Raw genomic sequence first — 21793 nt, forward strand, 5'->3', positions numbered from 1 at the left:
GGACCGCATGGACCTGATCCTGCAACTCCTCTTCACCGGGATCGGCATCGGCTCCGTCTACGCCCTGGTGGCGCTCGGCTTCGTGCTGATCTTCCGCGCCACCAACGTGGTGAACTTCGCGCAGGGCGAGTTCTCGATGGTGGCGGCCTTCCTGATGGTGGTCTTCGCCGTCGACCTCCAGTGGCCCTACTGGCTCTCCCTCCTCCTGACCCTCGGCGGGATGGCGCTGCTCGGCGCCCTGTTCAATCTCGGCGTCTACTACCCGCTGCGCCACCGCAGCTACCTGCCGGTGATCATCTCGACCATCGGCGCCTCGATCTTCCTGGCGAACACGACGCTCGCCCTCTACGGGCCGCAACCGCAGGTGCTCCCGCCCGTCTTCGAGACCCAGGGCTTCCTGCTCGGGCCGGTCTTCCTCGACAGCCAGTACCTGCTGATCATCGCGGTGACGGCGGCCCTGGTCGCGTTCCAGTACTGGTTCTTCGAGCACACACTGGTCGGCAAGAAGCTGCAGGCGACGTCCCAGGACAAGGAGATGGCCGCTCTCCTCGGCATCCCGGTGGCCGGGATGATCATGCTGACCTTCGTGTACAGCGCGGTGCTCGGCGGCATCGCCGGCATCCTGGTGGCGCCGGTGCTGTTCGTGTCGATCCAGATGGGGGCCACGATCGCCCTCAAGGCCTTCGCGGCGACGATCATCGGCGGCTTCGGCGACGTCAGCGGGGCGATCATCGGCGGCCTCGCGCTCGGCATCATCGAGACCTTCGGGGCTGCCTACATCTCGGTCCCCTACAAGGACGCCTTCGCGTTCCTGGTGCTGGTGGTCTTCCTGGTCGTGCGCCCGCAGGGCCTGTTCGGCGAGCGCGTGGCGGAGAAGGCATGAGCGGTCGACCCTCCACCGGCGCCGGCCCGGCCGCGGCGAAGCCAGCGCCCGCGCCGCGCCGGCTGCCCCTGGGCAGCCTCGCCTACGCGGTCCTGGCCGCCGCCCTGGTGACGCTGGCCGCGACGACGCCGCTCAGCGGCTACGCCCTCAACATCCTGATGCAGGCGGCGACCTACGCCATCGCGGTGATCGGGCTCACCGTGGTGCTCGGCCTGTGCGGGCAGATCAACTTGGCCCAGGCCGCCTTCTTCGGGATCGGTGCCTACGCTGTCGGGCTCGGCACGGTCGACGGCGGCCTCAACTTCTGGATCTGCCTGATCACCGGCCTCGGTCTCGCGGTCGTGCTGGGCGCCGCGCTCGGCGCCTCCACGCTGCGGCTCGGCGGCCACTACCTCGCCATGGTGACGATCTCGTTCCAGCAGATCCTGACGCTCGTGCTGACCAACTGGATCCCGGTCACGCACGGGCCGGACGGCGTGCCGAACATCCGCCGCCCGGCCCTGTTCGCGGACGGGCAGAGCTACCTCGCCCTGTGCGTGCTGGTGCTGGCCGTCGTCGGCTGGCTCGTCTGGCACATGCCGCGGACCCGGCTCGGGCGCGCCATGCGGGCGGTGCGCGACAACGAGCTCGCGGCGGGCGTGTCGGGCATCGACATCTACCGCACCAAGGTCGCGGCCTTCGCCCTCGGGGCGCTGCTGGCGGGGCTCGGCGGCGGGCTGTTCGCCGGCAGCTTCACCTATATCAGCCCGGACCAGTTCTCCTTCGCCGAGTCAATCGTCTTCCTGACGATGGCGCTGCTCGGCGGCGTCGGCTCGCCTGTGGGCGCCGTGATCGGCACCGCCCTGCTGATCCTGATCCCGGAATGGCTCCGCTTCCTCAAGGAGATCCCCGGGCTCTACCTCGCGATCTACGGGCTCGCGGTGATCCTGATCGTGGTGTTCATGCCCGACGGGATCTGGGGCTTCCTCGGCGACCAGGTCCGGCGCCTGCGCCGGGCCCGCCCCGCCCCGCCGCCCGCCGCCGAGCTGACCCTGAGCCAGGGCGGGGCCTCCACGGCGCCGATGCTGGAGGTGTCGGACCTGTCCAAGCACTTCGGCGGCCTCAAGGCCGTGGACGCGGTGAGCTTCACGGTGGCGCGGGGCGGCATCCACGCGCTGATCGGCCCGAACGGCTCCGGCAAGACCACGACGCTGAACGTCCTGTCGGGCCTCTACAGCCCCACGGGCGGCACCGTGCGGCTGGCCGGGCAGGACGTCACGCGCCTGTCCCCGCACCGGCGGGCGGCGGCCGGGATCGGGCGCACCTTCCAGAACATCCGCCTGTTCCGCTCGATGAGCGCCCTGGAGAACGTCGTCATCGGCGCCGAGCGCCCCGACAACCCCTCGGGCGCGCGCGACCGGGCGGGCCTGGAGGCCCGCGCCCGGGCGGCGCTCGCCTTCGTGGGGCTGGAGGGGCGGGCGCTGGAGCCGATCTCCGGCTTCTCGTACGGTCACCAGCGCCTGATCGAGATCGCCCGGGCGCTCGCCGGCAACCCCGTGCTGCTGCTCCTCGACGAGCCGGCCGCGGGGCTCAATTCCAGCGAGAAGAACGCCCTGACGGTGCTCCTGCGCCGGATGGCCGCCAAGGGCCTGACCATCCTGATCATCGACCACGACATGACGCTGGTGAGCGACGTGGCGAGCCACATCACCGTGCTGAACTTCGGCCGCCGCATCGCCGACGGCGTCACGGCGACCGTGCTGCGCGAGCCGGCGGTGATCCAGGCCTATCTGGGCGAGGACGCCGCCGCCGGTCCGGCGGCGAGCCTCAAGACCGACCTCGCTCCGGCGTGACCCCCGCGATGACGACGCCCGCCACGCCCCTGCTCGAGATCCGCGATCTCGTCGTCCGGTACGGGGAGATCGAGGCCGTGCGCGGCTTGTCCTTCTCAGTCGGCGCCGGGGAGGTGGTGACGCTGCTGGGTTCCAACGGCGCCGGCAAGTCGACGACCCTCAAGGCAATCTCCGGGCTGGTGCGGCCCGCCGCCGGCACGATCCTGCTGGAGGGGCGGCCGCTGGAGGGCCTGAAGCCCGAGACGATCGTGCGGCTCGGCGTCGCCCACGTCCCGGAAGGACGCCGGGTCTTCCCGGGGCTCACGGTGCGCGAGAACATCATGCTCGGGGCGTCCAACCGCTCCGGCCTCGGCAAGCGGGCGCTGCGCGACGAGGTCGAGGCGATGTTCGACCTCTTCCCGGACATCCGCCGGTTCGGCGACGCCCTGGGCTGGACGCTGTCGGGCGGCCAGCTCCAGATGGTGGCCCTCGCGCGCGGCCTGATGGCCAAGCCGCGGATCCTGCTGCTGGATGAGCCCTCCCTCGGACTGGCCCCGGTGATCGTCCAGGCGGTGTTCGCGATCATCGCCGAGGTGCGCCGCCGCGGGACCACCGTGCTGCTGGTGGAGCAGAATGCCCGGATGGGGCTCTCGGTCGCCGATCACGGCTACGTGCTGGAGACGGGCCGCCTCGTCCTGCAGGGCGCGCCCGACGCGTTGTGGGCCAACGACGAGATCCGGTCGGCGTATCTCGGCGGGCGGACGAGGCCCGAACTCGCGGTCTGACCGGACCGTGCCCCGGCGGCCGCACTGCGCGCTGGACGGATGCGATGCCCGGCGCGGATCGTGCGACCGTCGCCGGACGGATCGGTGCCTTCGGCGGAGCGGTCCTGCAGACGTTGGCGGAGGCGCGTCCCGGCATCGTCGCCGATCTGCACGGCAAGGCCGCGCTGATCATCCGTGCCGTGACGAACCTCTGCTTCCGGACCTACCAGCGACATCGCCGGCCGTTCCGTCATGATCGTCGGGACCTCAGACCGCCGATGGTCCGGCGGCCCCGGCCAGGGGAGCCTATGCGCCCTGCGTGGCGGGAGCGCGCGCGGGCAACACCCAGCCCGGCCTGATGAAGTGGCAGGTATATCCGTCGGGACGCCGTTCCAGGTAGTCCTGATGCTCCGGCTCGGCCTCCCAGAACGGGCCGGCGGGCGACACTTCGGTCACGACCTTGCCGGGCCAAAGGCCGGAGGCGTCGACGTCGGCGACGGTCTCTTCGGCCACGCGGCGCTGACCGTCGTCGGTGTAGAAGATGGCCGACCGATAGCTGAGGCCCCGGTCGTTGCCCTGGCGGTTCGGCGTCGTCGGGTCGTGGATCTGGAAGAAGAACTCCAGCATGCGCCGGAAGCTCGTCCGATCCGGGTCGTAGATGATCTCAATGGCCTCGGCGTGGGTGCCGTGGTTGCGGTAGGTCGCGTTGGGCACGTCGCCGCCCGTGTAGCCGACGCGGGTCGATATCACGCCCTCCTGCCGCCGGATGAGGTCCTGCATGCCCCAGAAGCAACCACCGGCTAGCACCGCCCTCTCGGTTCTCATCGTAGCTCCTCCTGAGCCGTTCCACTGACAGCGCAGATATAGGGATCCCTCGGCCGCCGCGTTCTGCGACGTCGTCGCCTGCCGTCGCGATCGCGGCAGCGAGCGCCGCGGGCATCGTCAGGGGACTGAGCGCGAGACGTCCGCGGCGAAGCGAACGTCCCCGGAGCGGCTTCTCAGCTCCGCACGAGCGGCTTGCTGGCCTTGAAGTTCTTCCGCGCCGGTTCGGCCTTGCGGGGATCCGGCTTGTCGGCGAGGAGGCGCTTCACGCGCTCGTTGAAGTCCTCGGGCGTGACGCCCTGGGCTTTGCCGGTCTTGAGTTCGCGTGCCATCTCGGCCTCCGCTTCGTGGCCCAGAGCACGGGATTGCGCGGAGGGATCGGACTCATATGGGGACTCGTCGGCCGCGGCGCCACCGACTTCGGGCCAGGATAGCCGTCCGCACGCGATGGACCCGCGGGCCGAGATGGGATAGGGTCGCTGCGAGGTTGATGACCGGTTCGTAATAACGCTTCAGGACCCGGGGGCGGTACCCGGCGCCTCCACCAGAAGCATCCTGCCCCGGATACCGCGCGGGGACGAGGGCGAGCGTCCGGCGTTGCGGATCGCGCGCTGCCAGGGTGCTTCTGCTGGGGGTGAAACAGGTTCGACTGGGCGGTAAAGGGATCGCGAGTTCTGTCCTGCCTCGGCAGGGTAAGATGCGGCTTTCGGTAAGGACTCGACCGGTTCGGCGCGGGCAACCCCCGTTCCGAGCACCTGACCAAAACTCTAAATGCCAACGACAACGTCGGCATGGAGATGCGCCTCGCGGCGTAATCTTCCGGGGCGTGGGTACGCCTAGCAACAGAACCCGAGGCTTCGGCCTCGGGACCCGCCTTTATCGTCTGCCAGGTTCAGGGTTGCGGCTGGGCAGATCGGAGCGTTGCTTGAACGAGCCCGAACAGGGCAGTGCGGAGGCCGTCTACATCTCGGCCCTGGTCGGCGAGATGATGCGGCGCGTTCTGGAGGACGCTCTCGCCGAACTCGCGAGAACCCGCGGCGCTGCCTTTCTGGAGATCTTCGTGTCGCGCGAGCTGGCCCGCTGCGCCGACCTGTTCCGTGGCCGGCCCGGCGATACGCCCGAGACGACGGACATGTTGCGGGCTTGGTTCGCCATGGAGGGTGGCGAAGCGCTGCGAGCCGTGGTCGATCGTGCCAGCGTCGAAGCGGCGCGTGATTGAGGCGCTCCAGAGATGGGACCGCCGCCGACCTTGTCGACGATCATCGCACGGCGGCCCTTCTCGGAGCGCTGCGCACGGACTTTTCGGGCAAGTCTCGTCTCACGATCGTTCGGACCGTGATGGCGACAGTCGATGACGGCATCTTGAGCCACAGAACCCCGGATTCTCTCTGGCTCGGTCGGCGGCCGGGGCGACCGGAATTGCCGCGGCGATGAGCTCGCGCAGCTCTGCCCTGGGGTCTTCCTGCGACCGGCCGAGCGCGGAAGGGCCGCCGTCATCCGCGATGCGGCAATCGCCGCACCCTTGCCTCGCGACACGTCGATCCGACTTCGCGACCAGGGCGCGTTCGAGCGCATCGCCGTGGAACGGCCAAGTGACCTACAGATCTGTCGCCGAGAAGTTGGCGCTCGCGCTCATCACGAGCTTGCCCGCTTCGTCGTAGGCTCGGGCGGTGAACGCGTTCACCTCGGTGCGATACCCCTCATCGCGCAGGATGTCGGTCAGCAACCGGCGAAGGGTATCTCGCAGCGCGTCCCGACCGGACAGGTGTACCCCTTCGTCGTCCCTGACCGTGATGCGATCGGATGTGACGATGAAGTATCTCGGCATCGGGCTCTCCGCCGACTGACATAGCAGCGCACATCACGCGGCCACCGGGGCCCGGTCGTCCTGCTCGCCATTGTCGACGCTCGCACAGCGGCGGCCCCTGGGCACTCACCTGGATCAGTCGCTGCGGTGCGGGGTGACCGGCGGTGCGGAACAGGATCGACCTCGGAAGCCGTGCCCACGATGCGCAGCGCGCTCTGGACCTGCTCCGCCGCCGCGCCCCACCTCAGACCGATGCGGGCCGCTGTGGCGTGTCCGAAGGGTTCCTTGCCTCGCCCGGCCCTTACCCGGGGAACGGAAGCCGCGTGTCTCCGCGCGGAGTCGAACGCGCGGAGACACGCGGCGGCGTCTATCTCCCGTTGCCGCCGAGCGTCGCGGACGGCTCCCGTCGCGTCGCGGGCCCGACGGGAACCTGCACTCGAGGCGGCAGTTCTGTGCCGGCACCGATCTGAAAAGTCGGCCACGGCATCGTCGAGCAGGAGTCCCGTCAGGCCGCAGCCGGAGCGCTTCTCGAGCGTGTGGAATTATAGTTCAGCATTTGAGTTGCCTATCGCTCGATCAAAACCTATAGTGCCGTGTCGGCGGGGGGGCCAATGCCTGAGATGGCTGGGATCGGTGTCGCGCATGCCTGCGCCGACCGACAGACTCGGTCCGCTCGCGGAGCGGCCGCACGCAACGCGGCCGTCATCCAGGCCGGCCTCGCCCGGATCGTCGAGAACGAGATCCTGCCGCGTCTCACGCTCGCGCATCAGGCGGATCCGCCGTCGCGTGCATCGACGACGAGATCGCCGATGCCTGACCGCGTCGCCGCTCTCGCTCGGGCGCTGATGGCGGGCGACTTGCATGGCGCGTGGGTCCGCGCGCTTCTGGAAGAGGGGCTCTCGCTCGATGCGCTGCTGCTCGACCTGTTCGCACCCGCGGCGCGGTATCTGGGCGCGCTGTGGGAAGACGATGCCGCAGATTTCCTCGACGTGGCGGTCGCGCTCGGTCGTCTTCAGAACCTGACCCGGGCCCTGTGTGCGGATCTGGAGGGCGTGGACGTGACGGCGAACGGGCGCCGGGTCCTCCTGATGCCCTGTCCCGGCGAGACGCATCTCTTCAGTCTCGCGCTCGTGGCGAGCTTCTTCCGCGAGGCGGGGTGGCACGTGGTCCTGACCGACGGAGCGGACGAGGATCCCGCCAGCCTGCTTCGAGCCGAACGATTCGATCTGGTCGGCATCTCGCTGTCGTGCGACGTCCTCCTGCCCGTGATGGCGGAGTCCGTGGCGACGTTGCGCGCCGCGTCGTGCAACCGGGACTTGCGCGTCATCGTCGGTGGTCCGCTGTTCGTGCGCGAGCCTGCCTGCGCCAGCTTCGTGGGCGCGGATGCCGTCGCCGCGGACGCGCAATCGGCCGTCAAGATCGCGGAGGTCGCCTTGGCCCGCTGATGCCGTGCGGTCAGGCGCTGGTTCCGGCAAACCGGCGCCGCGCGGATCTCTTCTCATCCGGACGGTGTTAAAGATGTCGCGGTTGAGAGGTAGAGATCCAGAATTTGCAGGGGTTCGACGAGCAATTGGCGCTCGAATTCGTCCGCGGCCTCGTACAGTCGGCCGTGGCACGAGGCGTCGATCCGGCCATTCGACTCGATCAGTTTCGGGCGCTGCAGCAAGCTGTCGTCGCTCTATCGCGGGATCCTGCCGTCGTTCGCGCCAGTGAGCAGCTCATCCGGGCGATCGACTGCGTTCTCCACGAGCTGACCGCGGTGAAATCGTAGGCGGATCGGACGGGTTCTGCGGCGACGAACGGGGTAGGGCCGCCCGCGCGCAGCTAGCGACGCCCACGATCGACCATCCGTTTCGATGCACGCCTCCAGGCTTCGCCGAGCGTGCTCTGGCGTGAAGACTGTTCCGAAGCGCGGGCCGGCGCGGAGATGTTCGCCACGCTCTGCCGTTCTCAAGGTCGCGTCGGGTCGCTGTCTCAAGATCAGGCGCCTCGACGCGCCTCAGCGGCTGTCGGCCGGGCCTGTGCCGAGCCGGAGCGCGGCGACCGGGCGAACTCCAGGCCCGCGGTGACCGGCCGTTGCGGACACCCTGCAAGTGCCCTATCGGCCGCGACGATGCCCGACCGATCCCTCCGCGCCGTCCGGTCCGACGATCTCATGGCCGAGGTCGGCGCGCGCCTCCCCCTCTTCGATGACCTTTCCCCAGACACGATTCAGCGTCTGTCGGCCGAGGGCTTCGGGCGCGGCTTGCTGACGGCGTCCTTGCGAGCCCGCCTGCGCAAGGCCGGATTCCGCGATCTCGGTCATCTGGCCCAGTCTTCACCGGTCGCGATCGCCGCGATCAGAAAGTTCGGCCCCGTCCGGGTCGAGCGCGTCCGACACTTCATCCTCGACACGCTGGCGCGCTGGCTCCCGCGCGCCCGGGAGACGCACACCCACGAGGCGACGCGGGCGCGGAGGCTCGACCGGCTGAGCGGGCTGTCAGCCGGATGCCTGCCCCTCGCGGCGGGTCAGATCGCGGCGCTCCGCTTCGAGGACGGGTCCTGTGCGGACATAGCTACGTGCTCGCGTCTCTGGCTCCTCCGGACAGGCGCCGTGACATCCGATGACGTGGACCACGTCGTCGCCGCGCTCACCCGCCTTGCTCGAGCCTCCGATCCGGGCCCTCCGCGCCCCCTGGAGGAGGCCGGGGCTGCACCGGCGGGCGACGCCGCGGCAATGGCGACCCGTCGTGCCGCTCTGCTGGCGGAGCGGGACCGTGAATGGGACGAGGCCGCGCCGACCGAGGGCAGGCACCGGACTTGACCACTCCTCCCGATCCGAGATCGGGTCGGATCGCGCGCCGCCAGGTGCCGTCGAGACGGCCCGGCTCGATCCGACACGAGCCCGTTCGTGTCCGTGGGCGCGCCGCCCGGCGCTTCGTGAAAGACCCGGCGAACGGCGCGTGAAGGGGCGTGATCCCGCCCATCCGAGACGGGCGCGCAACGCCCCCCTTGCGCCGCCGCGCGCGCTTACCATCTTCAGACCATCCAACGGGATGGTCCATGGATGGATAGAATGGCGGATAAGGTGCACGATCTGCGACCCAAGCTGCCGGACAGCGAGAAGATCACGCTCAACCTCGGGTTCGTCGACCTCGGCCACATCGACCTGATGGTCCGCGACGGCTTCTACGCCAACCGTGCCGATTTCATTCGAACCGCCGTGCGCAATCAGATCGAGCGCCAGGGCGAGGCTGTCAGGCAGTCCGTCAGCCGGAAACAGCTCAGCCTCGGCCTGTCGCACTACACGAAGCAAGCGCTCGAGGCGGCGCGCGACGCGGGCGCGCCGCTGCATATCCAGGTGCTCGGGCTGGCCAGCATCGCCCTCGACGTCACGCCCGAACTGGCGCGCGCCGCCATCGCCTCGGTCGAGGTGCTCGGCGCCTTCCAGGCCAGTCCCGCGGTCAAGGCCGCGCTCGCCGACCGGACGACCTGACGTCTTCCCGCCGACGCGACTGGAGATTCCGCCGCGCCCGCTCTCCCTTACCCAGGACCTGTCCGATGGATCACACCACGAAGACCGCCTTCGCGCGCTTCGCATTCCCGAAGGTCGACCCGGCCCGTGCCGCCCGTGCGGCGGAGGCGATGGCCAAGCTTCACGAGCGGCAGGCCGCGGCGTTCAAACTGTGGTCGGAGGCGGGTCGGAGCGCCGCGGAGGTGCGGACCGCGGACGCGGCCGACATCCTCGACATGGTCGCGCCCTCCGCTCCCGGCGAAGCCTGGGTCGCGCCGGAGACAACTGGAAGTCGTTCGGGCCGGCATCCCCACGCCGAACTCGGAGGCGACATCGCCGGCAACGTGATGCGCACCATCCAGGAGGCGCTGGCGAAGGCCGGCGTGGACCCGGATCGCGACGGGCGGAGCGGCGCGACGCCGGCCCCGGCCGGGCTTCCGGAGGGGGCACGCTTCGAGGCCCGCACCTTCACCGGCGCGGCCGGGACCCGGAACTACAAGGTCTACGTACCGAGCGGCTACACCGGCCAGGCGCTGCCCGTCGTGGTGATGCTGCACGGCTGCACGCAGAACCCGGACGACTTCGCCGCAGGCACGCGGATGAACGCGGTCGCCGAGGCGCGCGGCGTCCTCGTGGTCTATCCGGAGCAGCCGCGTTCGGCCAACTTGCAGCGGTGCTGGAACTGGTACGAGCCCGGTGACCAGCAGCGGGAGGGCGGCGAGCCCGCCCTGATCGCCGGCATCGTCCGGCAGGTGATCGCGGAGTTCTCGGCCGATGACAGGCGCGTCTACGCGGCAGGCCTGTCGGCAGGCGGGGCCGCCGCCGCGATCCTGGCGATGACCCACCCCGATTTGTTCGCGGCGATCGGCGTCCATTCCGGCCTGGCCTGCGGTTCCGCGCGGGACGTGCCCTCGGCCTTCGCGGCCATGAAGGGCGTCGGCGCGCCCGCGACGGGGGAGCGCCACGCCGTGCCGCTGATCGTGTTCCACGGTGACCGCGACCGCACCGTGCACGCGGCCAACGGCGATCGCGTGACCGCGCAGGGGCCTTCCGATCCGGAGCTCCGCACATCCGCGACCCAGGGCCGGACACCGGACGGGGTGGACTACACCCGCACCGTCCGGACGGACGCGTCCGGCCGCGCCGTCGTGGAGCAGTGGGTCGTGCACGGAGCCGGGCACGCCTGGTCGGGCGGCAGCCCGGCCGGCTCGTTCACCGACCCGCGCGGCCCGGACGCGAGCCAGGAGATGATCCGCTTCTTCCTGGAGCACGCGCGGGCGACCGGTGCCAGACCCTGAGGCCTGCCGGTCCGTCGGCTGCATCGTCCCTGCCGGATCGCGCAACCGATCGCTTCGATCGCGGCCGATCGGCGCTCTCGCGCCGATCCCGCGCGTCTGACGGACCCTGGCCGCAGGTCCCGAGCGGACCTGTCGCGCCGCGCGCCGGGCCCGCTGCCCGGTCGATCGCGGCAAGCTCCGCCCCAGGCCGACGAAGAAGCCGATCCCGGCGGGCCGCGGGGGCGCCCCCGGGTCAGGACTATCTTTGTCCGTCATGAAAGCGCAGAGTGCCGACATCACCGGATCGGTTGATCCAGGCTCCGGTGGCTGAGGGTCCATGCCCCCGCCTGCAACGGACAGGCGCGCGTGGCAGACCTCATCACCTTTCCCGCCCGGCCCCGCTCACGACACGCGCGCCGCGCCTATCAGGTCCATCGGCTCGCCCCGACCGGTGGCGTGCTCACGACTTGCGTCATCACAGCGCGCAACGACGGCGATGCCAAGCGGCAGGCAGCGGGTCTGATCGCGGGGCATCATACCGAACTCTGGGCAAGCGACCGCCTCGTTGCCGTCTTCGGCGCCTTCGAGACCCCGATCGCGACCGCAATCCGGTTGCTCCCAGATCAGCCGACGCCCGAACGGTGAAGACAACTCCGTCCGGTCCGTCATCGTATCGAGGAGCGAGATCATGGCAGCGGAACAGAAGCGCGGAAATCGCGAAGTCAAGAAGCCGAAGAAGCCTGTGCCCAAGACCAATGCCTCGGCGCCCTCGGTCAAGGGCTCCGTCGCGGCGGCCATGAGGCCGCCCCGGAAGGCCTGAGGGCGATGCCCGCTCGTCACGGCCAAGCCGGGTGGTAGAGCCCGGCCAACCCCGGCCATGCCCGGTGATGCGGAAGCTGGCCCGGTTGGTCGTCCGTATGGCGCAGCGACCCGGCCTCCTCGAGAGCGGCCGGCTGATCGATCAACTCACCGATCTGGAAACCGAGGGCTTGGCCCGGAATATTTCGTGGCGGTCCATCGAGACAATCAGAGCTACGCGATTGAAGCTGCGCGTCGAGGGCCTGATACCGAAATCGTCTCTGCCGCTAGCTCCCTGATCGCTGTGCGATGATCGATCGTGAGACGTGCTTGGACGCGCTGCGAGCGCTCATCGTCCGGGCGGACCCGGCCGAGCTCGCGGCCGCTCAGGATAGCCCGCAGCGCTTCATCCTGCGCGACGACGGTCCGGAGCGACGGACAGCGGTCCTCGACGGCCTCCGCGCCGAACTCCCGTGCGAGACGCGGGCCGGCTCCCGCTCGCGCGAGCAGCCTTCACACGGTCCGCCCCGCGATGATCGAGCGGACGCGCACCTTGGCAGAGGCCACGACGGCGTGACGCGCCGCCGCCGGCCGAACGCCCGCGGAATCGCGCCCTCGTCCTTCGAGGCACGGATGCCCCGCGTCGCCCGTCAGATGCCGATGCTCGCCGCCCCGGCGGCGGCCGCCTGCGGAACGGTCGCGCCGTTCCGCAACGCCATCGCTATGGCGATCGACATGGTGTCGATGGCGAGCGCGCGATCCTGCCCGTAATCGTAGGAGCTGTTTCTCCCGGAACTCAGCCGCGCGTAGTAGGCGTCGGGAAATTCCCGATCGATCCGCGCTCTGAGAAGCTGAGCTGCCGCGGCGTAATTGGCTTCGAAATCCCGGCCCTTGCTCGCCGACGCCCCCTCGAAGGTCCCGGCTTCCTTTCGCTTGGCGATCGCATCGGACCTGCGCTCTTGCGCGCTGCCAAGGAAAAAGTGAATCGTTCTGGAGATCAGCCACCGGATGATGGTCATCGGAATCTCCTGTGCGGGCGGCGAATGCCGTCCCGTGCGGATACATAGCACATCGCGGCGCCACCTGAGCTTAAAAATACGGGTCCGCTGATAATCGAAGTTTCCGGCAGGCCGCCGCGGTATGCTGGCCGAAGCGTCCGGCTGCCCGGGTCAAGGCCCGGGCCTGCGTCGGTCACCACGCCCATCGATAGGGGGACGCTCCGCGGCCCGCCGGGACGAGGGCCGGGCGCCCGCGCGCCTGCCGAGTCACGGCGCGTCCCGGCACCCGCCCTGGACCGCACCGCCGTCGGTCAGGGCGGGGAGATCTGCGGACCCGGATGCACCAGGGTCGTGACATGTTCGGTCGCCTTCCACACGGGCCAGGAGCCCTCGCGAACGAACATGGCGAAGGCCTCGATCACGTCCGGCCGGTCGAAAGCGCGCATACCCTCGCGTGCGCGCCCGACGATGCAGGCCCCATCCGCCGTATCAGCCGCGGGCGAGCGGATATCGAGCGAGAACATCACGCCTGATCGATCGGGCCTGAGCGCGTCCGGGAGGGCGTCGATCTTGCGCCAGAGGCAGTACCACCGGGCGCAGGCCTCCGGGCGTTCGCGGTAGATCTCGCAGCCCGTTCCGGTGTTGTGCCGGCACACGACCCCTGCCGGCTTGTCGAGGGCCGGGATCGCCAGAACACGGCAGCACATCGTGCAGGAACCGCATGACCGGCCGGGGACGGTGCGCTCGGGGGGCCGCGGGACGCCCTGGCTCGGGCCGCCGCAGACTCGTGCTTTGCTCGCGATCGGTCTGTCCTCGATTGCCGTCGTGCGGCGGGGATGTGGCTGATGGCGGAGATGCGAGGGGCGGGTGCTGTGCGCCAGGGCGGCTTTCCGGCGCAAGCCGGGCGCTCGGCGGGAGCGTCGGCGACGGGGGGGCCAAGCGGCGCCTCGACCCGGCGGGCGGGTGGCTCAGGCCGTCGGGCGCCGCGCGTGCCGCCACGCCGCAATCGCGCTCCGTCTCGCCTCGAAGGCCGTGCGCAACCGCGTGCCCGGTGCACCCTGCCGCTCCGCGCCATAGCCGTGGAGCAGAACTGCGTCGGGTCCGAAGACACGACGCATCTCGGCGCGCCAGAGGCGGTCCGCGACGGCGAGCGTCGTCTCGGTTTCCGCGAAGCGTTCGATGTTCATGGCAGACGTCCTCACCTCATCGCCGCCTGCCACAACGCGCCGTCCTGCCCAGAGGTCCAACGCGAGCGTGATCCCGGCCCGGGGGATCGGTGCAACTGGAAGACGTTGCGGGCTATGATGGGGGCGCTGCGGCTTCTTCGCGCGGTCTCGCGGCGCGGCAAGGTGGCCGTCGTGTCAGAGGGCCCGTGCGAGGCCCGCCTCCAGATCGAGGGCGCTGGCGGTCTGCTGAGAGAGGCGGACGCCCGTCGGCTCTACCGCCGCATCGGCCTTCACCGCGCGGCGCACGATCGCCAGCGCCTCGTCCTCCGAGGTGGTGATCGTCGCGTAGAACATGACCAACCGGCCCGAAAGCTCCGCCTCGTCGGGCCGCGTCACCTTGAGGATGAAGGCCGTCTGATTGGGTTCGATCATCGCCGCGTCGGCCGAGTGGGTGTCCTTCGTCGTCATGGATCGCAAAGGCCTCGCTCGGTCCGCCCGGGGACGCCCTCAGCCGGGCCGATGCGTCGTGGCGGACGCGCGTCACGGAACGCCACGCGGTCGTCCGCGGGGCCCGTCCGCCCGAGACGATTCAGGCAGGCGTGAGCTCGCCTTCCCGCACGGCACGCTCGCCGCTCGCGGACTTGATACGGTAAGTCGGCTCGCCGGAACGGTCGTCCGGCGTCAGGCGGATCACCTCGAAGAGCCCGTCGACGGTGCTCTTACTGCCCGCGTAGCTGATCCCCAGCTGCCGGACATGCTGGCCGATCTTGAACTTGTGAGACATGCGTCGTCCTCCGGAGTGATGGCGCGTGCGGGCCGGGTGCGGCCTAGCGGCGTGCGCGCGCCTTGCGGGCCGCAAACCGTGCGTCGCGTGCAGCCTTCTGTTCGGCAGCGCGGGCAACCTGCTGCTCCGCCTTCTCGGCAGCCAGACGGTCGGACTCGGCCGCGGCGCGGGCCCGCGCGGCCTGGACCTCAGCCTCGTGCTTGACCGCGGCGGCCAGACGAACGGCTTCCCGTTCGGTTGCCCGGAGGTCTCGCGCCTGGATGACCGCGTGCCGCGCGGCTTGCCGAGCGAGGAGGCCCGGATCGTCGGCCGCGGGGCGCGCCCGGAACCGGGCCAGTGTGGCCTGCCGCGCTCTGGCCGTCTCTGCGAGACGATCGACGAGGTGATCGGTTTTCAAAGGTTTCACGAATTCTCCGCAGGCGCACCGGACGTCGGCCCTGGTGGCGGGACATGGATGAAGCCGCTCCGCGACGGGAACGGCTTCGACGGGCGTCTGGGGCTGACGCGTGAGACTCAGGCGGCCTGAAGGCTGCCGGCCGACTGCTTGCCGGTCCGCCGATCGGTCTCCATCTCGTAGGAGACTTTCTGGCCCTCGTTCAGGCCTTGCATGCCGGCGCGCTCGACGGCCGAGATGTGGACGAACACGTCCTTGCCGCCGTCATCCGGCTGGATGAAGCCGAAGCCCTTGGTGTCGTTGAACCATTTAACGGTGCCGATGGTCATAGGTATTCCATATCAGTGAAGGCAAATAGATAGGGCGGGCGCGTGGATCACACGCGCCCGGTCGCCGGATGTCGAAAATGGGAGAGATGCAGAACGCTCGCCCTGTTGAGGCGATACGGCCGGATACCTGGCCAAAAATCGATGCTGTATCTGTACGCCATCGATGTGACGATGACAAGTACATTGAGAAAGTGCGCGATTTATGCCGGGCCGAGCGGCGATTATTCATCCCGAAACTTCGCGCCGCGTTTCCCGTGAACGGCTCGGACGAAGCGGCTTGTCGGCCCGCGCTCCGGCGTTCGGCCGGCCGATCTCCGACGGCGTCAACGGCCGGTCCGGTGTGATGAGGAGCGCCCCTCCAGCGGGCCGGACAAGCGGCGGCAACGTCGTCTCCGACCCGTGACGCCGTCCGTGCCCGCACCCCCGACGCTGATGCGGCGACGTGGACACCTGGCCGAGGGGCGGCCGGGCTCTCTCTAACGGCGCACGCAATCCACGGTTTGGGCGCCGGCTGTCGGAGCCGGCGCGCCGTTCGACCCGGAGGCGCGCTCGCCGATGACGCAGGATCTGCCGGACTTTCCCCCCGAGGCGTTCGCCAAGCACGACCGCGATCCCGATCCCGCGTTCTACGCGCAGCCGCGCTTCGTGACCCATATCGATGCCGCCGCCATCGGGGCGGTCACCGACCTCTACAGGGAGATCGTCCCGGCGGGCGGCGACGTCCTCGACCTGATGTCGAGTTGGGTCAGCCACCTGCCGGACGAGGTCGGTTATGCCAGCGTCACCGGCCACGGCCTGAACGCGGCCGAACTCGCCGCCAACCCGCGCCTGACCCGGCATTTCGTGCAGGACCTCAACGCCGAGCCGCGCCTGCCGCTCGACACGGCCTGCGTCGACGCCGCACTGATCTGCGTCTCGGTCCAGTATCTCCAGCGCCCCGTGGCCGTCCTGTCCGAGATCGCGCGCGTGCTGCGCCCCGGCGCCCCGGCGGTGATCAGCTTCTCGAACCGCTGCTTCCCGACCAAGGCGGTGGCCATCTGGACAGCCCTCGACGGCGCGGGACATGCCCAGCTCGTCGGTCTGTACCTCCAGCGCGCCGGCTTCACCCGCGTCGAGAGACGCGTCCTCAAGCCCGCGGGAGGTCCCGGCGACCCGGTGACGGCGGTGATCGGCCGGACGGCCGCGGCCTGAGGGCCCGGCAGCGGCCGGTCCCGGCACCGCACCCGGCCCCTCAAGCCGGGGTGCGCGCCGGGAACCAGTTGCCGTGGAAGCCCGGCGGGATCCGGTGTCCGAGGCGGACCCGGGCCACGGGCGGGGCGTCGAACGCGCGCGCGTCGAGGACGGTGAAGTCGGTCGCGTCGCGGGCGGTGTCGATGACGAGCCCGACGAGCCAGCCCTCGTCCTCGCCGGACCCGGTCCGCGCCGGGACGAAGACGAACTCCCCCGGGACGTGATCGGGGCCGAAGTCGTGCACGTGGCGTTCGCCCGTCTCGAGGTCGTGCTTGTAGAGCTGCGTCGCACCGGCGAGCTGCGTGTTGCCGTCGGCCGGGACGCTGACCGTGTAAACGTAGCGGTGGCGCTGCCCGAGGCGCCGCTCATCGATGCGGGGGAATTCCTGCGCCGCGGGGTCGGTCACGCGCCGCTCGACCCGACCCGTCGACGGATCGATGATCCAGCGTTCGAGCCGGCCCGGTGTGTCGAGCCCGCCCCCGGGCGAGGCGAACACTGTCCCGTAGGCGATGACGTCGAGGATCACCCGCCCGTCGGCGTCGTCGTAGGCGTTGGCGGTGTGGAACACGAAGCAGGGCTCGACGGCGCACCAGAGGATGTCGGCGCCCTCGCCCTGTCGGGGGAGGAGGCCCACGCGGGCCCCGTGGTCGGGGTTCCAGCGGAACGGGAAGCGGTACCCGGCGAGCAGGGCCCGGAACGAGAACGTGACGGGCAGGTCCAGCACGATCACGAAGCGCGCGGTGATCGCGCAATCGTGGATGCAGGGGCCGTGCGCGACCGCGACCGGCACGTCGCGCACGACCTGCCCGCTCGGTGCGAGGACGACGTGGCGCACGCTCTCCCAGACGCGGCCGTCATACGCGACGGCGTGAGTCTCGCCGGTCAGCGGGTCGCGGTGCGGGTGCCCGGTGAAGGAGCCGGCCAGCGTCCCGTCGAACGGGTTGTAGCGCTGCTCCTCCAGGGTGCGCGCGAGCTCGACGGGGAAGCTGCCGGCCTCCACCACCGCGAAGATCCGGCCGCCGATCTCGACGACGTTGGTGTTGACGGTGTCGTTGCCGCCCCGCCGCGGCCCGGGCGCCGCTGGCCGCTCGAGCGCCGTGGCGGCCGTGCGCGAGTTGATCCAGCGGTTGCGATACCACAGCGCCCGGCCGCCCTCGAGCGCGAGACCGTGCACCATGCCGTCGCCGAGAAACCAGTCGTGACCCCGCGTCGCCGGGCGGACGGGGTTGGCCCCCATCTTGAGGTAGAGGCCGTCGAGGCCGGGCGGGATCGCGCCGGTGACGGGCAGGTTCTCCAGCGTCAGCTCCGCGCGCATCGGTTCGTGAACGCCGACGACGAAGGGGTTGGCCGTTCCGGGCAGGCGCAGCCGGTTGCACGCCGCCAACAGGCCGACGCCGACCTCGGCGACCGCGCGGAGGGCCGACTGGACTCGGTTCGGCATCGGCGGCGCTTCCAGGATCGGGCGGCGGGCACGAACGACATCGGCGCGAAGCCGCACGGGCCCCTCCCGCCGAAGGGAGCCGCGCGCGCTCCACGGCGCACCATACCCGAAAGCGGCGAGGCTGCGCCGCCGGATTCCGCTGCAGCGGGAGAGGGCGAGCGTCTCAGTCGGGCGGTTTGGCGACGATCCGCTTCGGGGACGCAAACTGGCCGAAGCGGACACGCTGAAACCGGGGTTGGGGAAGCTAGACTTGTCGCATCCCGCCATCGACGCACAGTTCGGCTCCCGCGACAAAGCTCGCCTCGTCGCTGAGGAGGAACAGCGTGGCCGCTGCCACCTCCTCAGGACGGGCCATCCGGCCGAGCGGGATCGGCGCGATCAGCCTGGCCCGCCCCTCCTCCGGCACGCTCGCCATCATGGCGGTGTCGGTTGGGCCGGGGGCCACAACGTTCACGCGGATGCCCTGTGGGGCTAGTTCCGCTGTCCATGTGCGTGCGTAGGAACGTAGCGCCGCCTTTGTCGCGCAATAGGTCCCGTACGGCGTGATGCCTGCGGCGTCGGCGATCGATCCCATCAGAACGACGGACCCACCCTGCCCCATCACCCCCAGAGCGGCCTGTAGCCCGAAGACGGCCCCACGCACGTTGACGGCAAAGTGCCGGTCAAAGTGCTCCGGCGTCCCGTCGCGCAGGGTCGCCGGTTCCGAAATGCCCGCGTTGAGGACGAGCGCGTCGATCCGGCCATGCGTCTCCCGCACCGTCGCGACGACGCGGTGCAGATCCTCCTGTAGGGCTGCGTCTGCGACGAGACCCCGCGCCCCTTTCCCGATCCTCGCAGCGGCGGCCTCGACCTCGTCGGTGCGCCGCCCGGTGAAGACGACCGACGCGCCCTCGATCGCCAGCCGCTCGGCCACCGCAAGGCCGATGCCCTTCGCCCCGCCGACCACGAGAGCAACTTTGTCCACCATGCGGGCCATCAGGGCATCCCTTCATCCGTGATGGCCTCAGAGATACAGAACGTATATCTGCTATCAAGAACGCACTTAGGTTAGCCTAGATATGGTCGACGATACCGATCTCGATGCCGCGTCCGAGTGCGCGCTCGCCAACATGGCGCGGGTCCGTCCGGTGTTGGACAAGATCGCCGACAAGTGGACGATCCTGATCCTCACGGTGCTTTGCCCGCGACCGGCCCGGTTCAACGCGATCAAACGGCGGCTCGATGGCATCACGCACAAGGCGCTAGCGGACGCGCTGAAGCGGCTGGAACGCAACGGTCTGGTGACCCGGACAGTGCTGCCGACCGCTCCAATCGGCGTCGAGTATGCGATCACGCCACTTGGCCATTCACTACGTCAGCCCTTCGAGGCGCTCTGCTCATGGGCCCTCGACAATGGTGCAGCGATTGAGGCGGCCAATTGCGAGCATGACAGCATCAAACCGAAGCAGTGAACGTCGGCTTTCGGTGTGAAAGATCTCGAGCCGCCATGTCGTATAAGGGGCGCCAGCAGAGTCTCGCCGCAGGTATCGAGCGCCCGATTATGACCGTTAGTAGGCCCCATCCTCGAGGATGTTCAGGATGTTGCCGCACGCCTTGCAGTACACAGCATCCTGCTCGCGACGCTGCAGCCCGCAAGCGGTGCAGGGGAAGCGCACCTTGTAGGGGCGGAACACGACCTGGGCGAGGCGGAAGAGCACTCTCTATCGGTCGCCCGACTTTCCGAACCGGCTGAGCCCGCGAACGGGGCACCAACTAGCGCGTTCCAGTCCATGGGGGGAGAGGGAGCCACAGGCCTCGCAGGGGCCGCCGAAGAGAGGGCGCGCCGCATTCCGAGCACGCCGCCGACGTGTTCCGGTCTCAGGAAGAACCCGGCGCTGCGATAAGACCTCACGCCCGCGTGAACACTGCGCCTCGCGGAGAAGCCGGCTGGGTGACCGTGTCATCGGAACGTCGCATCGGCTGGCGGGTTTGTGACCCGGCCGGAAGGGTGAGGTGCAGGGAAGCGGTATGGCATCGATCGGAGAGATCGCAGAGACGCTGAGAGAGATCGCCGCCCCGGGGATGAAGCCGAAGGCGATCCGTTCTGCGATCCGTGAACGGCATCCGGAGGCGAGGAAGAAGGAGATCGTTCGCGCCGCGTTCCACGCCCTGACCGAAGTGCCGCGCGTCGGAGACGGTGCGACCGCGGAACTTCACGATTTCGCGCTGGCCGAGCGCATCACTGAGGACAACGCGGACGTGGTGTTGAAGGTGAGCAAGCGCAGAAGGAAGAAGCGCTTGCCGGACGCATCGGAGCGCTCGCCGGCACACTGAACGGGGCAGGCAGTTCCCGGCTGTTGGGCCCTGAAGGCCGGCTACCGGGATACGTTCCTGCGGCGGCGGCGGATCGAGAGCCGGGTGGCCGCTCGGGGTGGATCCCACCGTTCTGCGTCCGGCAGGCCGCGCATCTGAGCGACGTTGTCGCCCGCACGTCACGCTTCTCAACCGAGCCCTCGGGGTTCCGTCCGCCAGCTCGCATCGACGGAGAGAGATTCGGCCACAGTCAGCTCGCTCGGAGGGTCCGCCGTGCTACGAGGCCGAGGGTCGATCCCTGCACGATGATGGTGAACAGCACCACGGCGTAGGTCGCCGCCAGGATGGCGGGCTTGGCCTCGCTCTCCGGGATCGAGAGCGCCAGCGCCACCGAGATGCCGCCGCGCACGCCTGCCCAGGTCAGGAACGGAACGTTGCCGAGCGAGAGGTTGCCGCCCCAGCGGAACGCGAGGACAGGCGTCGTGACCGCCACGAGGCGCCCGACGAGCACGATGGGCACTGCGCAGGCTGCCAGCGCCAGCCCGGAGACCTGGAAACGCAGGACGAGCACCTCGAGGCCGATCAGGAGGAACAGGACCGAGTTTAGCACCTCGTCGACGAGCGTCCACAGGGCCGAGACGTACTTCTGGGTGGTGTCGCTCATCGCGTAGCGCGGCGCGCGCTCGCCGATCAGCAGCCCGGCGGCGACAACCGCGAGCGGGCCGCTCGCCCCGAGCTTCTGCGCGATGGCGTAGGTCCCGGTGACGAGGGCCAGCGTGATCAGCACCTCCACGGGGAAATCGTCGATGGCCTTCATCGCGCGGTAGGCGACGTAGCCGGTCACGATGCCCAGCAGCACGCCGCCCCCGGCCTCGTGGAGGAGCAGCGTCGCCACCCCGCCCGCGCTCATCGCCTCGCCACCTCGGCCGGACGCGACGGCGACGAGCACCGTGAACAGCACGATGCCGATGCCGTCGTTGAACAGCGCCTCGCCCTGCATCTCGACTTCGAGGGCTTCCGGCACCTCCACGTTCTTCAGGGTGGCCAGCACCGCCACGGGGTCGGTCGGGCTGATCAACGCCCCGAACACCAGAGCCCAGGCGAGGGGCACCGGGCTGCCGAGCGCCTGCCCCGCCGCCCAGAAGGCCGCACCGACCGAGGCGCTCGAGATGACGGTCCCGAGCAACGCGAGGGTCGCCACCGCCATGGCCCGCTCCCGGAGCGTCCGGAGGTCGAGGTTCAGGGCGCCGGCGAACAGCAGGAAGGCCAGCATGCCGTTCATGACGACGCCGGTGAAGTCGACCTGGTCGAGGACGCGGGTGAGGTCTTGGTAGAGGTGTTGCGCCGGGAAGGCGACGTCGACGAGCACGAGGGCGAGCGAGGCGAGAAGCCCCATCACGAGCAGGCCGATGCTGTGGGGCATGCGCAGGAAGCGGCGGTTCAGCCAGCCGAACAGAGCCGACAGCGTCAGCAGCATCGCGGCGAGGTCGAAGATCGAGATCAA

The 21793-nt window shown here is 69.9% G+C and carries 26 protein-coding genes, 1 other RNA gene and 1 pseudogene; 13 read left to right on the forward strand and 15 right to left on the reverse strand.

Annotated elements, in window-relative coordinates; genetic code table 11:
* Positions 1-7: 7 nt before the first annotated feature.
* Genes ME121_RS06150 through ME121_RS06160 form a run of 3 tightly spaced genes read left to right on the forward strand, consistent with a single transcriptional unit; the run spans position 8 to position 3479 of the window.
* Positions 8-883, forward strand: a complete 876-nt coding sequence (locus tag ME121_RS06150; RefSeq protein ID WP_043073801.1) for a branched-chain amino acid ABC transporter permease — start codon at positions 8-10, stop codon at positions 881-883.
* Complete coding sequence (locus ME121_RS06155) at positions 880-2715, forward strand: branched-chain amino acid ABC transporter ATP-binding protein/permease (protein WP_012329746.1); 1836 nt, start codon at positions 880-882, stop codon at positions 2713-2715. The genes ME121_RS06150 and ME121_RS06155 overlap by 4 nt, the downstream gene beginning before the upstream one ends.
* Before the next feature lie 8 nt (positions 2716-2723).
* Positions 2724-3479, forward strand: coding sequence for an ABC transporter ATP-binding protein (locus tag ME121_RS06160; protein WP_059408510.1), 756 nt, complete (start codon positions 2724-2726; stop codon positions 3477-3479).
* 285 nt (positions 3480-3764) lie between these two features.
* Here ME121_RS06160 and msrA read toward each other — a convergent pair whose 3' ends face one another.
* Entirely contained in the window at positions 3765-4283 is a 519-nt protein-coding gene (gene msrA, locus ME121_RS06165; RefSeq protein ID WP_012329748.1) for a peptide-methionine (S)-S-oxide reductase MsrA, read from the reverse strand.
* Positions 4284-4456: 173 nt separating this feature from the next.
* Entirely contained in the window at positions 4457-4612 is a 156-nt protein-coding gene (locus ME121_RS33330; RefSeq protein WP_012329749.1) for a hypothetical protein, read from the reverse strand.
* A 163-nt stretch (positions 4613-4775) separates the two neighbouring features.
* On the opposite strand from ME121_RS33330, the gene ssrA reads away from it, so the two are divergent.
* Positions 4776-4948: a transfer-messenger RNA gene (gene ssrA / locus ME121_RS33335) on the forward strand.
* 257 nt (positions 4949-5205) lie between these two features.
* Positions 5206-5499, forward strand: coding sequence for a hypothetical protein (locus ME121_RS06175; protein WP_024827253.1), 294 nt, complete (start codon positions 5206-5208; stop codon positions 5497-5499).
* Positions 5500-5877: 378 nt separating this feature from the next.
* On the opposite strand, the gene ME121_RS06180 is transcribed toward ME121_RS06175, so the two are convergent.
* Positions 5878-6108 carry a DUF6894 family protein gene (locus ME121_RS06180; RefSeq protein WP_024827252.1) on the reverse strand — a complete coding sequence of 77 codons (231 nt, stop codon included), beginning with the start codon at positions 6106-6108 and terminating at the stop codon, positions 5878-5880.
* A 599-nt stretch (positions 6109-6707) separates the two neighbouring features.
* On the opposite strand from ME121_RS06180, the gene ME121_RS06185 reads away from it, so the two are divergent.
* From ME121_RS06185 to ME121_RS06205, 5 genes are all read left to right on the forward strand, one after another.
* Positions 6708-7532: a cobalamin B12-binding domain-containing protein gene (locus ME121_RS06185; protein ID WP_245337762.1), complete on the forward strand. Its 825-nt coding sequence runs from the start codon at positions 6708-6710 to the stop codon at positions 7530-7532.
* A gap of 104 nt (positions 7533-7636) precedes the next feature.
* Positions 7637-7858 (forward strand): hypothetical protein, encoded by a 222-nt coding sequence (locus ME121_RS06190; RefSeq protein ID WP_024827250.1) that lies wholly within the window; start codon positions 7637-7639, stop codon positions 7856-7858.
* 384 nt (positions 7859-8242) lie between these two features.
* Entirely contained in the window at positions 8243-8890 is a 648-nt protein-coding gene (locus tag ME121_RS06195; RefSeq protein ID WP_306419130.1) for a hypothetical protein, read from the forward strand.
* 252 nt (positions 8891-9142) lie between these two features.
* Positions 9143-9562 carry a CopG family transcriptional regulator gene (locus ME121_RS06200; protein ID WP_012329754.1) on the forward strand — a complete coding sequence of 140 codons (420 nt, stop codon included), beginning with the start codon at positions 9143-9145 and terminating at the stop codon, positions 9560-9562.
* A gap of 65 nt (positions 9563-9627) precedes the next feature.
* Positions 9628-10878 carry an extracellular catalytic domain type 1 short-chain-length polyhydroxyalkanoate depolymerase gene (locus tag ME121_RS06205; RefSeq protein ID WP_059408513.1) on the forward strand — a complete coding sequence of 417 codons (1251 nt, stop codon included), beginning with the start codon at positions 9628-9630 and terminating at the stop codon, positions 10876-10878.
* A gap of 381 nt (positions 10879-11259) precedes the next feature.
* On the opposite strand, the gene ME121_RS06210 is transcribed toward ME121_RS06205, so the two are convergent.
* From ME121_RS06210 to ME121_RS06250, 8 genes are all read right to left on the reverse strand, one after another.
* Positions 11260-11655 carry a hypothetical protein gene (locus ME121_RS06210; RefSeq protein ID WP_024827246.1) on the reverse strand — a complete coding sequence of 132 codons (396 nt, stop codon included), beginning with the start codon at positions 11653-11655 and terminating at the stop codon, positions 11260-11262.
* A gap of 650 nt (positions 11656-12305) precedes the next feature.
* Complete coding sequence (locus ME121_RS06220) at positions 12306-12674, reverse strand: hypothetical protein (protein ID WP_053621284.1); 369 nt, start codon at positions 12672-12674, stop codon at positions 12306-12308.
* A gap of 290 nt (positions 12675-12964) precedes the next feature.
* On the reverse strand, positions 12965-13177 hold the full coding sequence (locus ME121_RS33340; RefSeq protein WP_246753159.1) for a hypothetical protein: 213 nt from the start codon (positions 13175-13177) through the stop codon (positions 12965-12967).
* A gap of 444 nt (positions 13178-13621) precedes the next feature.
* Entirely contained in the window at positions 13622-13840 is a 219-nt protein-coding gene (locus ME121_RS06230; protein ID WP_012329760.1) for a hypothetical protein, read from the reverse strand.
* 174 nt (positions 13841-14014) lie between these two features.
* Positions 14015-14287: a hypothetical protein gene (locus ME121_RS06235; RefSeq protein ID WP_012329761.1), complete on the reverse strand. Its 273-nt coding sequence runs from the start codon at positions 14285-14287 to the stop codon at positions 14015-14017.
* 121 nt (positions 14288-14408) lie between these two features.
* Positions 14409-14603, reverse strand: coding sequence for a hypothetical protein (locus ME121_RS06240; protein WP_024827242.1), 195 nt, complete (start codon positions 14601-14603; stop codon positions 14409-14411).
* Between the two features lie 43 nt (positions 14604-14646).
* Entirely contained in the window at positions 14647-15000 is a 354-nt protein-coding gene (locus tag ME121_RS33345) for a DUF6481 family protein (RefSeq protein WP_089231034.1), read from the reverse strand.
* Between the two features lie 116 nt (positions 15001-15116).
* The gene (locus ME121_RS06250) at positions 15117-15326 is read right to left on the reverse strand and encodes a cold-shock protein (RefSeq protein WP_012329763.1); all 210 of its coding nucleotides are present in this window, start codon (positions 15324-15326) and stop codon (positions 15117-15119) included.
* Between the two features lie 555 nt (positions 15327-15881).
* Between ME121_RS06250 and ME121_RS06255 the strand changes: the two genes are divergently transcribed.
* On the forward strand, positions 15882-16517 hold the full coding sequence (locus ME121_RS06255) for a class I SAM-dependent methyltransferase (RefSeq protein ID WP_012329764.1): 636 nt from the start codon (positions 15882-15884) through the stop codon (positions 16515-16517).
* Positions 16518-16557: 40 nt separating this feature from the next.
* On the opposite strand, the gene ME121_RS06260 is transcribed toward ME121_RS06255, so the two are convergent.
* Together ME121_RS06260 and ME121_RS06265 are read right to left on the reverse strand one after the other, a co-directional pair.
* Entirely contained in the window at positions 16558-17997 is a 1440-nt protein-coding gene (locus tag ME121_RS06260; protein ID WP_059408514.1) for an 8'-apo-carotenoid 13,14-cleaving dioxygenase, read from the reverse strand.
* Between the two features lie 244 nt (positions 17998-18241).
* Positions 18242-18973, reverse strand: coding sequence for an SDR family NAD(P)-dependent oxidoreductase (locus ME121_RS06265; RefSeq protein ID WP_059408515.1), 732 nt, complete (start codon positions 18971-18973; stop codon positions 18242-18244).
* Positions 18974-19055: 82 nt separating this feature from the next.
* Between ME121_RS06265 and ME121_RS06270 the strand changes: the two genes are divergently transcribed.
* Complete coding sequence (locus ME121_RS06270; RefSeq protein ID WP_024827238.1) at positions 19056-19448, forward strand: winged helix-turn-helix transcriptional regulator; 393 nt, start codon at positions 19056-19058, stop codon at positions 19446-19448.
* A gap of 96 nt (positions 19449-19544) precedes the next feature.
* Here the strand turns inward: ME121_RS06270 and ME121_RS33350 are convergent.
* Positions 19545-19694 (reverse strand): annotated as a pseudogene (locus ME121_RS33350) (ion transporter); the annotation flags it as partial.
* 310 nt (positions 19695-20004) lie between these two features.
* Here ME121_RS33350 and ME121_RS06275 point away from each other — a divergent pair.
* The gene (locus ME121_RS06275; RefSeq protein ID WP_059408516.1) at positions 20005-20310 is read left to right on the forward strand and encodes a hypothetical protein; all 306 of its coding nucleotides are present in this window, start codon (positions 20005-20007) and stop codon (positions 20308-20310) included.
* 229 nt (positions 20311-20539) lie between these two features.
* Here the strand turns inward: ME121_RS06275 and ME121_RS06280 are convergent, their stop codons facing one another.
* Positions 20540-21793 (reverse strand): cation:proton antiporter, encoded by a 1254-nt coding sequence (locus ME121_RS06280; protein ID WP_059408517.1) that lies wholly within the window; start codon positions 21791-21793, stop codon positions 20540-20542.

It is taken from the genome of Methylobacterium sp. ME121 (genome assembly GCF_000974725.1).
Taxonomy (GTDB): Bacteria; Pseudomonadota; Alphaproteobacteria; order Rhizobiales; family Beijerinckiaceae; genus Methylobacterium; species Methylobacterium radiotolerans.